The 12988-nt window shown below is 63.6% G+C and carries 12 protein-coding genes and 1 pseudogene; 12 read left to right on the forward strand and 1 reads right to left on the reverse strand.

What is annotated here, in order from left to right:
* From A2J01_RS35755 to A2J01_RS11660, 6 genes and pseudogenes are all read left to right on the forward strand, one after another.
* Nucleotides 1–121 (forward strand): annotated as a pseudogene (locus tag A2J01_RS35755) (bifunctional oligoribonuclease/PAP phosphatase NrnA); the annotation flags it as partial.
* 10 nt (nucleotides 122–131) lie between these two features.
* Complete coding sequence (locus A2J01_RS11640; RefSeq protein ID WP_064112745.1) at nucleotides 132–1535, forward strand: MATE family efflux transporter; 1404 nt, start codon at nucleotides 132–134, stop codon at nucleotides 1533–1535.
* The gene (locus tag A2J01_RS11645) at nucleotides 1520–2443 is read left to right on the forward strand and encodes a metallophosphoesterase family protein (RefSeq protein ID WP_007735051.1); all 924 of its coding nucleotides are present in this window, start codon (nucleotides 1520–1522) and stop codon (nucleotides 2441–2443) included. Before A2J01_RS11640 ends, A2J01_RS11645 begins: the two co-directional genes overlap by 16 nt.
* A 13-nt stretch (nucleotides 2444–2456) precedes the next feature.
* Nucleotides 2457–3116 (forward strand): 4'-phosphopantetheinyl transferase family protein, encoded by a 660-nt coding sequence (locus tag A2J01_RS11650; protein WP_064112742.1) that lies wholly within the window; start codon nucleotides 2457–2459, stop codon nucleotides 3114–3116.
* Between the two features lie 24 nt (nucleotides 3117–3140).
* The gene (gene truB / locus A2J01_RS11655) at nucleotides 3141–4061 is read left to right on the forward strand and encodes a tRNA pseudouridine(55) synthase TruB (protein WP_020907442.1); all 921 of its coding nucleotides are present in this window, start codon (nucleotides 3141–3143) and stop codon (nucleotides 4059–4061) included.
* A complete protein-coding gene (locus A2J01_RS11660; protein ID WP_064112743.1) occupies nucleotides 4058–4534 on the forward strand; it encodes a GNAT family N-acetyltransferase in 477 nt (158 codons plus the stop codon). The genes truB and A2J01_RS11660 overlap by 4 nt, the downstream gene beginning before the upstream one ends.
* 9 nt (nucleotides 4535–4543) lie before the next feature.
* Here the strand turns inward: A2J01_RS11660 and A2J01_RS11665 are convergent, their stop codons facing one another.
* Entirely contained in the window at nucleotides 4544–5290 is a 747-nt protein-coding gene (locus A2J01_RS11665) for a metal-dependent transcriptional regulator (RefSeq protein WP_030535607.1), read from the reverse strand.
* Between the two features lie 117 nt (nucleotides 5291–5407).
* Here A2J01_RS11665 and A2J01_RS11670 point away from each other — a divergent pair, with 117 nt between their 5' ends.
* The 6 genes from A2J01_RS11670 to A2J01_RS11695 form a co-directional block, all read left to right on the forward strand.
* Nucleotides 5408–6388 carry a bifunctional riboflavin kinase/FAD synthetase gene (locus tag A2J01_RS11670; RefSeq protein ID WP_003942148.1) on the forward strand — a complete coding sequence of 327 codons (981 nt, stop codon included), beginning with the start codon at nucleotides 5408–5410 and terminating at the stop codon, nucleotides 6386–6388.
* Between the two features lie 158 nt (nucleotides 6389–6546).
* Entirely contained in the window at nucleotides 6547–6816 is a 270-nt protein-coding gene (gene rpsO / locus A2J01_RS11675; RefSeq protein ID WP_007735061.1) for a 30S ribosomal protein S15, read from the forward strand.
* 452 nt (nucleotides 6817–7268) lie between these two features.
* The gene (locus A2J01_RS11680; protein ID WP_050655152.1) at nucleotides 7269–9539 is read left to right on the forward strand and encodes a polyribonucleotide nucleotidyltransferase; all 2271 of its coding nucleotides are present in this window, start codon (nucleotides 7269–7271) and stop codon (nucleotides 9537–9539) included.
* Between the two features lie 127 nt (nucleotides 9540–9666).
* Entirely contained in the window at nucleotides 9667–11025 is a 1359-nt protein-coding gene (locus A2J01_RS11685; protein ID WP_003942169.1) for a M16 family metallopeptidase, read from the forward strand.
* Between the two features lie 28 nt (nucleotides 11026–11053).
* Nucleotides 11054–12166, forward strand: coding sequence for an alcohol dehydrogenase catalytic domain-containing protein (locus A2J01_RS11690; protein ID WP_197494207.1), 1113 nt, complete (start codon nucleotides 11054–11056; stop codon nucleotides 12164–12166).
* A gap of 181 nt (nucleotides 12167–12347) precedes the next feature.
* On the forward strand, nucleotides 12348–12988 hold a 641-nt coding region (locus A2J01_RS11695), incomplete at its 3' end, for a cutinase family protein (RefSeq protein WP_156519247.1).

Raw genomic sequence — 12988 nt, forward strand, 5'->3', positions numbered from 1 at the left:
GATCGACGTGTCGGCGGTCGCTGAAAGTCTTGGTGGCGGCGGACATCGGCTGTCGGCCGGATACACGTCGACCAGTTCCAGCGACGAGATTGTTGCCGCGCTCGTCGCGGCACTCGGCTGAATCCGCGGCATTGAGCGAATCTGACGCCACCTCGGCGGGATCTTCGGCAGCTGAATTCGACGTCACTGGGCGACGAATCTTTTCCCTGGCGTTTCCGGCACTCGGGGTGCTGGCAGCCGAACCCCTCTATCTGTTGTTCGACATCGCCGTGGTCGGCCGACTCGGGGCGCTTCCGCTGGCCGGATTGGCAGTCGGTGGTCTGATCCTGTCGTTGGTGAGTACGCAGCTGACCTTCTTGTCGTACGGCACCACGGCGCGGGCCGCACGGCTTCACGGGGCGGGCCGCGAGCGCGACGCGGTGGGTGAGGGTGTTCAGGCGACCTGGCTGGCGGCCGCGATCGGCTTGGCCTTGGTCGTGATCGTGCAGGTGATCGCCGGCCCGCTGACTTCGGCGGTGGCCGGGACTCCCGACATCGCCGCGGCTGCGGAAAGTTGGCTCCGGATAGCGGTGTTGGGTGTTCCACTCATCCTGGTGGCCCTGGCCGGCAACGGCTGGATGCGCGGGGTTCAGAACACGGTGCGACCGCTGCGGTTCGTCCTTGTCGGCCTGGGTATTTCGGCGGTGTTGTGTCCGATTCTGGTGCATGGCTTGCTCGGTGCTCCGCGTCTGGAACTCGAAGGATCAGCTGTTGCGAATCTGGTGGGCCAGAGTATTTCGGGTGTGCTGTTCGCCTGGGCGCTCTTTCGTGAACCGGTTTCGGCTCGACCACATTTTGCGATCATGCGGGCGCAGATGCTGATGGGCCGTGACCTGATTCTGCGCAGCCTCGCATTCCAAGCGTGTTTCGTTTCCGCGGCTGCAGTGGCGTCGAGGTTCGGTGCGGCTGTAGTCGGTGCACACCAAGTCGTCCTCCAACTGTGGAACCTGGTTTCGCTCCTTCTCGATTCCTTGGCGATCGCAGCTCAGACGCTGATCGGAGCGGCGCTCGGCGGTGGATTCGCAGCCGCGGCGAAAAGGATGACCTGGCGGATCACCGCATGGTCGACGGTATTTGCCGTGGTGCTCGCGATCTTCTTCGCCGCCGGCCACTCCGTGATCCCCGGACTCTTCACGTCCGACGCCGAGGTGCTCGGTCAGATGTCGATTGCATGGTGGTTCTTCGTCGCGATCATGCCGGTGGCGGGAATCGTCTTCGCACTCGACGGTGTTCTACTCGGCGCCGGGGACGTGGTGTTTCTGCGCAACGCGACCATGCTGTGCGCCGTTCTCGGGTTTCTGCCCGCGATCTGGCTCTCTCTCGCCTACGACTGGGGGCTGGCCGGAATTTGGGCAGGGCTTACCGTGTTCGTAGTACTTCGGATGGTCGCGGTGTCGTGGCGAGCGTTTTCCGGCAAGTGGGCCGTGACAGGTCCGGCGACGGCGAAGCGCGGAAGTTCAACTGAGGAAGCAGAGGGATCGTGGCAGCAAAGCTGATGGCGGTGAGCGACATTCATGTCGGTCACAACGGCAACAAGCCGATGACGGAGGAACTGTTTCCGGATTCGCCTGACGACTGGCTCATTCTCGCCGGAGATGTTTCCGAGAAAACTGACGACATTCGGTGGGCGTTGAAGCTCCTTCGCAGCCGATTCGCAAAGGTCATCTGGATTCCGGGCAACCACGAACTGTGGACGACCGCCAAGGATCCGGTTCAGATTCACGGAGCGCCGCGCTACGAGTACCTGGTCAACATGTGCCGCGAACTCGACGTCATCACACCCGAGGACCCGTTCCCGGTGTGGGAGGGAGACGAGGGACCGGTCACGGTCGTCCCGATGTTTCTTCTCTACGACTACTCCTTCCTGCCGGAAGGTGCGCGAGACAAGGAACACGGGCTCGAGATCGCGCGTGACAAGAACGTCGTCGCCACCGACGAGTTCCTACTCTCACCGCAGCCGTATGCGACGCGCGACGCATGGTGCCGGGCGAGGATCGAGTACACCCAGGCGCGGTTGGATGCGCTTCCCGAAGGAACAAGAACCGTTCTCGTGAACCATTTCCCGATGGTCCGGCAGCCGACGGACGTACTCATGTATCCGGAGTTCGCACTGTGGTGCGGAACCACCGCTACCGCCGACTGGCACGTGAAGTACAACGCGGTGTGCTCGGTGTACGGGCACCTGCACATCCCTCGAACCACGTACTACGACGGCGTCCGCTTCGAGGAAGTCTCACTCGGATACCCGCGCGAGTGGCGTCGGCGTGGACTGCCGGAGAAGTTGTTGCGTCAGATTCTTCCCGTTCCGGAGTACCCGCCGGGAACGCTCAACAAGTGGGGTGGCCACTTCAAGGTCACGCCGGAGCAGGAAGCCGAAGTCGAGCGCATGCGCGCCGCACGCTGAGAGGTATCGCTACGTGATCGAACAGATTCTTCCCGGTGGAGTTGCGACGGCCGAGGCCTTCGTGGATCCGCCCGGTCTGGTTCCGCACCCCAGTGAGGAGGCGTTGATCGGCCGCGCGGTCGAGAAACGTCGTCGCGAGTTCGTGACCACCCGGCACCTTGCGCGTCAGGCGATGGGCAAGCTCGGTGTTCCGTCTGCCGCTGTCATGCGCGGCGAGCGTGGTGCTCCACTCTGGCCGCAGGGAGTGGTCGGGAGCCTCGCCCATTGCGACGGCTACCGCGGCGCTGTCCTGGCGTACTCCATGCAGGTCCGCTCACTCGGTATCGACGCCGAACCGCACGGCCCGCTGCCGGACGGGGTATTGCCCGCGGTCAGCATCGAGGCGGAACGAACGTGGTTGGACACTCAGGAAACCGGCGGTCCGGTGCACTGGGATCGAGTGCTCTTCTGCGCGAAGGAAGCCACGTACAAGGCGTGGTTTCCGCTCACCGGGCGCTGGTTGGGTTTCGAGGACGCCCACATCACGTTCGAGGCGGAGTCGGAAACGTCCGGCACTTTCAACTCGCGTCTGCTGGGCCCCGGTGAGGCGACGTCCGGTCCGCCGCTCACCTCTTTCGACGGCAGGTGGTTGGTGTCGGACGGACTCATCCTGACGGCAATTTCGGTGCAGTGAGCGCGACTGGCAGAATCGGCACACGTGTCAGCTCGTGAAAAGCCTTCCTCCGGTCTTGTCGGCGCCGGAATTCTGATTGTCGACAAAGAGGCGGGTATCACCAGCCACGACGTGGTCGCTCGGTGCCGCAAGTTGTTGAACACCCGGAAGGTGGGACACGCCGGGACGCTGGATCCCATGGCGACCGGTGTTCTCGTTCTCGGCGTCGAGCGTGCGACCAAGTTGCTCGGACTCCTGGCGCTGACAACCAAGGCGTACTCGGCGACCATTCGCCTCGGGGCAGCGACGGACACGGACGATGCCGAGGGGGAGGTCCTGACCTCCGCAGACGCTTCGCAGGTGACGGACGCGGAGATCGCGGCGATCGTGGCCACGCTGACCGGGGACATCAAGCAGATCCCGGCAAGCGTGAGCGCTATCAAGGTCGACGGTCAGCGCGCACATGCTCTGGTGCGTGCGGGAGAAACCGTCGAGCTGGCGCCGCGTCCGGTAACGGTGTCGACTTTCGAGGTTCTGGCTCGGCGAGATGTCCCGGGTGGCTTCGTCGATCTGGACGTCGACGTGGAGTGCTCGTCCGGTACGTACATCCGCTCGCTTGCCCGCGACCTCGGTCGTGAATTGGGCGTCGGCGGTCATTTGACGGCACTGCGCCGCACCCGCGTCGGGCCGTTCACTCTCGAACATGCGCGCACGCTCGAAGATCTCGCGGATCAGCCGGGTGTGAGCCTCGACATCGATCAGGCCGCGCAGACGGCTTTTCCGCATCGGCAGATCACGGCGGAGGAAGCCGAGGCGATCAGCCAGGGGCGCTGGCTCGAGCCGATCGGGATGAAGGGGATCTGTGCGGCGATCGATCCCACCGGTCACACGATTGCGCTTCTGCAGGAGAAGGGTCGACGCGCCAGTTCGGTGATGGTCGTGCGACCGGCGACGCTTCGCGGGTGATCGTCCGCGAGCGTGTCGACGGCGACCTCGACGGTTGCGTCGATGCGCTGGCACAGGTCCACGAGTGCGACGGATATCCGAACACGTGGCCGGAACACCCGCGCCGCTGGCTCAGTTCGCCCACGGTGGTGAAGGCGTGGGTCGGTGAGAGTGACGGTCGTGTTGTCGGTCATGTGGCCGTCGACAGCGAGGTCGCAGGTGCGCCCACAACCGCGGGATCGATAGCCGTGTCGCGATTGTTCGTTCATCCTGGCTCACGTGGAAACGGCCTCAGCGATGCGCTACTCGATGCCGTGACGGATTTCGCAGCCGAGAGTCGGTTGGAACTGGTGCTCGACGTCGTCGACGCCGCTCTGCCGGCGATCGCACTGTACGAGCGTCGAGGGTGGGTGTACGTCGACGAGAGGCTCGCCGACTGGACCCGGACCGACGGCGTCCGGCCCGTGGAACGCCGATACCGACTGCCGCTTTGACTACCTCGGCTAGACGAGCCAAATTGCTTGAGCGACTGGACTTCCCAAGTCGATGGTGTTGGGGCTGTCGCCGAGTCGAACGGACACTGTCCCGGCGAAATCGCGGCGCTCCTCGACGGTGATCTCGACATCGAGACTGACGCCGACGGAATCGAAGTACCGGAGCATTTCGGGATCGGAATCGGAGATCCGGGCAACGCGGCCCCGCTCACCGTTGGCGAAGTCGCTGAGCTGGCGGGCCGGGGGAGTCGGCACCGAACCGTCGGTGGCGGGAATGGGATCACCGTGCGGGTCACGTTCGGGGAAGCCCAGTTTGGCGTCCATCCGAGAGATCATCAGATCGGAAACGGCGTGTTCGAGGACTTCGGCCTCGTCGTGGACTTCGTCCCAGCCGTATCCGAGTTCCTGAACCAGATAGGTCTCGATCAACCGGTGGCGCCGGACCATGGAGACGGCGGCGGCGCGGCCGCTGTCGGTCAGGGCGATGGATCCGTAGCGGGCGTGATCGACCAGGCCCTGGTCCGAGAGTTTGCGGATCGCCTCGGAGACCGTCGAGGCCGAGACGCTCATTTTCTCGGACAGGAGCTTGGTGGAAACCCGCTCGTGGGACCATTCCTGGATAGTCCAGATGACCTTGAGGTAGTCCTGGGCCACCGACGAGAGTGCGAGCGTGTCGATTGCCGCGTCGTGCGCCGAAGTGCTGTCGCCGTCCGACGTCGATGATGCTTCCGAGGTTCCGGTCTTGTGAGCTGCCACAACGCTTAGCTTAGGCTACGAAATCCGGAACTTCCGTACGTGAGCGGCAGCACAGCGGTGATTCGCTGGGCGGGTCCGAACGTGACCCGCCGCCGGTGGACCCGTAGGCTGCCAATCGTGCTGAGATGGCGTGGTCTCGACGAAGTTCCGGCCGATTGGGGTCGTTGTGTGCTCACTATCGGTGTGTTCGACGGTGTGCATCGTGGGCATGCCCAATTGATAGCGAGAGCGGTTACCGCTGCCCGCAAACGTGGTGTTCCGAGCGTGTTGATGACGTTCGACCCGCATCCCATGGAGGTTGTGCGACCGGGTAGTCATCCAGCCCAGTTGACGACGCTGCAACGGCGTGCGGAATTGGCTCAGGATCTGGGCATCGACGTGTTCTGCGTGATGCCGTTCACCGCTGATTTCATGAAGCTGACGCCGGAGCGCTACGTCCACGAGATTCTCGTCGAACGTCTACATGTCGCCGAGGTCGTGGTGGGGGACAACTTCACCTTCGGCAAGAAGGCGCTCGGCAATGTCGATCTTCTTCGTGAAATGGGCGCTCGCTTCGGCTTTGCCGTCGACGGCGTCCAGCTGCTCGCCGAGCATGCGGTGACGTTCTCGTCGACCTACATCCGCTCGTGCGTCGACGCAGGCGACATGGAAGCGGCTACCGAAGCTCTGGGCCGTCCACATCGTGTCGAAGGTGTGGTCGTCCACGGTGACAAGCGTGGACGCGAGTTGGGGTTCCCGACGGCCAACGTTGCACCGCCGATGTTTTCGGCGATTCCGGCCGACGGCGTGTACGCGGCGTGGTTCACGGTGCTCGGTGCCGGCGAGGAACTCGGAACCGTCGTTCCCGGTCGCCGATACCAAGCCGCGGTGTCTGTGGGTACCAATCCGACCTTCTCCGGCCGGACCCGAACCGTCGAGGCATACGTTCTCGACACCGAAGCTGACCTGTACGGACAACACGTCGCGGTCGACCTGGTTTCGCGGATTCGCGGTATGGAGAAGTTCGACTCGATCGAGTCGCTCATCACGGCGATGAACCGAGATGTCGAACGCGCACGCCGGATTCTGAGTGAGGATGCAGAACGTAGCGTCGGTTGAGTTCCTCCTGTGTCAGTGGCGGCCGCCACATTCGCTCCAGGTGGGCGAGAGCGCCTCATTGCTGCTGGTAGGATCTTCTCTCGGTGTGTGCTGCGGTTTGCGGTGGCCGCGCCCGATCTAGTTCCTTTCACGCAAACGTCATCACAGGAGTGAATCAAGTGGCATTGACCACGGAAGAAAAGAAGGCCGTTCTCGGCGAGTACGGCTTGCACGAGACCGACACGGGATCGCCTGAAGCTCAGGTGGCAATGCTCACCAAGCGCATCACCGATCTCACCGAGCACCTCAAGACCCACAAGCATGACCACCACTCGCGTCGTGGACTGCTCTTGATGGTCGGTCGCCGTCGTCGTCTGCTGAAGTACGTGGCAAAGACCGACGTCGCTCGCTACCGCACGCTCATCGAGCGTCTCGGCCTGCGTCGCTAGATTTTTCTCACGACGCTGATCGAAAGCAACACGGCATGCTTCGGTTTGCCGAACACTCCGTCAGCCGGCGAAGCCACGCATATACTGGGCTTCGCTGGCTTTCGGCGTTAGCTGCCGCAAGGCAGTTTCCGCTGTCGGCGCTATGCACAGTTGTCCAGGCGCAGTTGTCTAGGCGCAGTTGTGCAGTACGCAGCCAGCACACCGTATGCACCAGAGAACGTGGTGTCGGTTGTCGGTAGTGGTTCTCCGGACCGGGCAAGTGCCCGAAAGCTCCGGCGGACTTCGATCGACGGCCGCCCGAACGTCGTGACGTCCCGAAGCAGAAATCGCTCGCATCGCAAGGAGCGTCTGCAATTCAAGAGGGGGACGTCCCTCGGTGCGCAGTTTCCACCAGGAGGGTGGAAACGCCCGCGCGGGTACGGCGAAGACGAGAGGGAAGTGAAGAGAAAAGAATGACAGAGAATTCCGTAGTAGAGGTCGACGAAGGCGTGTTCGAATCCACCGCCGTGATCGACAACGGGTCCTTCGGTACCCGCACCATCCGTTTCGAGACCGGACGCCTTGCTCAGCAGGCCGCCGGCGCCGTCGTTGCTTACCTGGACGACGAGACCATGCTGCTGTCCGCCACGAGCGCCAGCAAGCACCCCAAGGAGCACTTCGACTTCTTCCCCCTGACGGTGGACGTCGAAGAGCGTATGTACGCAGCGGGCCGCATCCCCGGTTCGTTCTTCCGTCGTGAGGGACGCCCCTCCACCGACGCGATCCTGACTTGCCGCCTCATCGACCGGCCGCTGCGCCCGTCCTTCGTCGACGGTCTCCGTAACGAGATCCAGGTCGTCGTCACGGTCATGAGCCTCAACCCGCAGGATCTGTACGACGTCGTGGCCATCAACGCCGCTTCCGCGTCGACGCAGATCGCGGGCCTGCCGTTCTCCGGACCCGTCGGTGGCGTGCGCGTTGCACTCATCGTCTCGGACGAGAACAAGACCGGCCAGTGGGTTGCATTCCCGACGGTCGATCAGCTCGAGAACGCCGTCTTCGACATGGTCGTCGCCGGCCGCGTCGTTTCCGGTAGCGGTGACGACGCCGACGTCGCGATCATGATGGTCGAGGCCGAGGCCACCGACAACGTCATCGCGAAGATCGCCGACGGCGCTCAGGCACCGACCGAGGCCATTGTCGCCGAGGGCCTCGAGGCCGCCAAGCCGTTCATCGCACGCCTGTGCGCTGCACAGGCAGCACTTGCATCCAAGGCTGCAAAGCCCACGGGTGACTACCCGGTCTTCCCGGCGTACCAGGACGACGTTTTTGCTGCCGTCGAGGCTGCTGCGTCCGAAAAGCTCAATGCCGCACTGACAATCGCCGGCAAGCAGGAACGCGACGACAAGACCGACGAGGTCAAGGTCGAGGTTCTCGAGCAGGTTGCACCCAACTTCGAAGGCCGCGAGAAGGAACTGGGAGCAGCGTTCCGCTCGCTCACCAAGAAGCTGGTTCGCCAGCGCATCCTGCGCGATCAGTTCCGCATCGACGGCCGCGGCGTCACGGACATCCGTTCGCTCTCCGCCGAGGTCGCGATCATCCCGCGCGCACACGGCTCCGCACTGTTCGAGCGTGGCGAGACCCAGATCCTGGGTGTCACCACTCTCGACATGGTGAAGATGGCTCAGCAGGTCGACTCGCTCGGTCCCGAGACCACCAAGCGCTACATGCATCATTACAACTTCCCGCCGTACTCCACCGGTGAGACGGGCCGCGTCGGTTCGCCGAAGCGTCGCGAAATCGGTCACGGTGCACTCGCCGAGCGCGCTCTCATGCCGGTTCTGCCCAGCGTCGAAGAGTTCCCTTACGCGATTCGCCAGGTCTCCGAGGCTCTGAGCTCCAACGGTTCCACCTCGATGGGCTCGGTGTGCGCGTCCACGCTCGCACTGCTCAACGCCGGTGTGCCGCTTCGCGCTCCGGTTGCCGGTATCGCCATGGGTCTGGTTTCCGACCAGGTCGACGGCGAAACCCGCTACGTCGCGCTGACCGACATCCTCGGCGCCGAAGACGCCTTCGGCGACATGGACTTCAAGGTCGCAGGTACCAAGGACTTCGTCACGGCCCTGCAGCTGGACACGAAGCTCGACGGCATCCCGTCGCAGGTCCTTGCCGGTGCACTCTCGCAGGCCAAGGACGCACGGACCACGATCCTCGAGGTCATGGCGGAAGCCATCGACACCCCGGACGAGATGAGCCCGTTCGCTCCCCGCGTGACGGCCATCAAGGTCCCCGTCGACAAGATCGGTGAGGTCATCGGCCCCAAGGGCAAGATGATCAACTCCATCACCGAGCAGACCGGTGCCAACATCTCCATCGAAGACGACGGCACCGTGTTCGTCGGCGCCACCGATGGACCGTCTGCACAGGCCGCGATCGACATGATCAACGCCATTGCCAACCCGCAGCTCCCCAAGGTCGGCGAGCGGTTCCTGGGCACGGTCGTCAAGACCACCGCCTTCGGTGCCTTCGTTTCGCTCCTGCCGGGACGCGACGGACTGGTGCACATCTCGAAGCTGGGCAGCGGTAAGCGCATTGCCAAGGTCGAAGACGTGGTCAACGTCGGATCCAAGATTCGCGTCGAGATCGCTGACATCGACGCACGTGGCAAGATCTCGCTGATCCCGGTCGAAGAGGGCAACGACGAGGCTGCCGCTCCGGCCGCCGACGAGGCTGCTTCCGAGTAGATCTCACTTCGTACTCTGATGCGGCCCCGCGCGGATTTCCGTGCGGGGCCGCATCTGTACTGTCTGTAGACACAGAGCCTGTAGATACCTGATTGACCACTTGCACCGAGGACTGCTGAACCTTTTCATGGCAAAGACCACTCCCAACACCACGCGCAGCCGCAGCGCTGTGCTGAAATCGCCGATCGATGCGACTCCCGAATCCGGAGTACAGCGCACGGTCCTTCCCGGCGGCCTGCGCGTCGTCACCGAGTTCATTCCCGGTGTGCGTTCCGCCTCCGTCGGTGTGTGGGTCGGAGTCGGCTCGCGCGACGAGCAGCCGAGTGTGGCCGGTGCCGCGCATTTTCTCGAGCACCTGCTGTTCAAGTCGACGCCGTCACGGACGGCGTTGGACATCGCGCAGGTCATGGATGGTGTGGGCGGCGAACTCAATGCATTCACGTCGAAGGAACACACCTGTTTCTACGCGCACGTGATCGACGACGACCTTCCGATGGCGGTTGACCTTGTTGCCGACGTCGTGCTGCGAGGGCGTTGCAGAACCGCGGACGTCGACGTCGAGCGGCAAGTAGTGCTCGAAGAGATCGCGATGCGTGACGACGATCCGGAAGACTTGCTCGGCGACGCGTTCCTGACCGCGTTGTTCGGCGATCATCCTGTCGGCCGTCCGATCATCGGTAGCGTCGAATCGATCGAGTCGATGTCGCGCAATCAGTTGCATTCCTTCCATGTTCGGCGTTACACACCGCAGCGGATGGTGCTGGCCGTAGCGGGAAACGTCGACCACAAGCAGGTAGTGACGCTCGCTCGCCGTGCATTTGCCGGACATCTCGAGCGCGGGGTCAAGCCGGCGCCGCGGCGCGAAGGCACTCTGCGGTTGCGCACGATGCCTGAACTGAGCTTGACCCACCGCGACAGCGAGCAGGTCCACCTTGCGCTCGGGGTACGCGCGTTCGGCCGGCACGAGGGCCATCGCTGGGCGCTGTCGGTGCTCAACGCCGCAGTGGGCGGTGGGCTGAGTTCTCGTCTGTTCCAAGAGATTCGGGAGAAGCGCGGGCTGGCGTACTCCGTCTATTCGGGCGTCGACACCTTCGCGGACACCGGAGCGTTCTCCGTGTATGCAGGTTGCCAGCCGGAGAACCTCGGGGAGGTTGCCACAGTGATCCGCGAGGTGCTCGCGAACGTGGCGACGGACGGAATCACCGATGCCGAGATCGCCCGCGCCAAGGGATCGCTGCGCGGCGGATTGGTTCTGGCACTGGAAGATTCAGGCTCACGCATGAACCGTATCGGTCGCAGCGAACTGAACTACGGCAACCATCGCAGTGTTGCGCAGACGCTCGCGACCATCGACGCAGTCACCTCCGAAGAGGTGCTCGAGGTGGCGCAGGTGCTGTTGACGAGGCCGTTTGCAGCCGCCGTCGTGGGTCCGTACAAGCGGGTTCGTGACCTCCCCGCGTCGGTACGCGGGATCGTGGGCAAGTAGTTCGAACTATCGAAATCGGGGTGTGCAGTTGAAGATCCGTGGTGCAGTGCTCGAAGAGATCGGCCGGAAGCGTCCCTTCGCAGAGTCGACTCCGATTTCGATTTCGGAACTCGACCTCGAATCCCCGGGCCCGGGTGAGATCCTGGTCAAGATCGAAGCTGCCGGGCTTTGTCACTCCGACCTCTCCGTGGTCGACGGGAATCGGGTACGACCCGTGCCGATGTTGTTGGGCCATGAGGCGGCAGGTCGAATCATCGAACTCGGCGACGGAGTTGATTCGTTGTCGGTGGGCACCCGCGTCGTGATGACTTTTCTTCCGCGGTGCGGTGAATGTGCGGGATGCGCTACTGACGGCCGGATGCCTTGCACGGTGGGTAGCGCCGCTAACAACGACGGCAGTTTGCTCGGTGGCGCGCATCGACTGCGGCGCTCCGGCGAGAACGTCAAACATCATCTCGGTGTTTCGGGTTTCGCGACGCATGCTGTGGTCAACGCCAAGTCGGTTGTTCCCGTCGACGACGACATCCCGGCCGAAATTGCAGCCGTACTCGGTTGTGCGGTGTTGACCGGTGGGGGAGCGCTCCTCAACGCGGCGAAGCCTCGCCCGGCAGACACCGTGATGGTGGTCGGCTTGGGTGGCGTCGGGATGGCCGCAATCCTGACGGCGAGGGCACTCGGGGTCGAGAACGTCATCGGTGTAGACGCACTGGAATCCAAGCTGGCTCAGGCGCTGGAACTGGGCGCGACCGAGGTCTTCACACCGTCTGGCCTGTCCGAGAGTGGCGTTCGCGCAGACATCGTCGTCGAGGCCGCGGGAAATGCTCGGGCCTTCGAGACAGCGGTGGCTGCGACGGCAGCGGGTGGCACGACCGTCACGGTCGGGTTGCCGGCGCCTGACGCGCGCTCGTCGATCTCACCTCTCGGACTGGTCGCCGAAGCGCGGACCATTATCGGCAGCTACCTGGGATCTGCGGTCCCGTCCCGCGACATCCCGATCTACGCGCAGTTGTGGCGCGACGGGAAGCTGCCGGTCGAGAAGCTCATTTCCTCGCGAATCGAATTGGCCGACATCAATTCGGGTATGGACGAACTCGCCGACGGAAAAGCAATCCGACAGGTCATTATCTTCGGCGCGGAGTAGGTGCACGTCGGTGTTATGCAGCGGAAATGAGGCGTGCGCGCCCCCGATTCCCTCCCGAGTCGCCACGGAAAATCGTTACCCGTTGTAACGCTCCTCTCGTACTGGACGACTACTCGAATGACGTTGCGTGACGCCCCGGGGGTCGGTCGTACGTTTTCCAAAAGCTGATTGGGGAGAAGATATGCCGGTTCGTGGGTTCTTTTCGCGACATCGAATACTGGCGGGTGCAGTAGCGCCCGCAGCGCTCGGCGTGGCCGCACTGGTCGCGGTCGCAGTTGCCGTGGATTCTCCGCAATCGCAGACGATCGAGACCGAATTGACCGCGTCTGTCACCGAGTGTCACGACACGGTCGGGATCGGTGTCGCCGGTCGCGGTGACACGCCGGTCGAGGGTACGACGAAGATGCTCGTCGGTGCGGATGGAAAGACACTCCTCCCGGCGGCGCTCACAGACGACTACAGCAGCCACTGGGTGGACCCGGTACTCAAGACGCCCGCCGGGTCGGTCAAGGACGGCTCGTACGCCTCGGTCTACATTGCGTATCCCGCCAACATGGACAGTTACGAAGAAGCCGTGACGACGGGCGCGGAAAACACCCGAGCGGTCATGAAGGCGATCAGTGCCGCATGCCCGAACACGAAGTTCTCGATTGTCGGCTACAGCGAGGGCGCTGACGTAGTGCGCCGCGTGGCGATGGACATCGGCTCGGAGTCGAGCACCTCCGGCATCAATCCGGACAACGTCGTCGGTGTGGTGATCTTCGCCGACGCCGGTCGACTCGCGGGCGAGGGCCCGTTCCCCGGCGCGAAAAACCCCTACAC

Origin of the sequence: Rhodococcus sp. EPR-134 (genome assembly GCF_001647205.1) — a bacterium.
In the GTDB taxonomy this organism is placed as follows: Bacteria; Actinomycetota; Actinomycetes; order Mycobacteriales; family Mycobacteriaceae; genus Rhodococcus_F; species Rhodococcus_F qingshengii.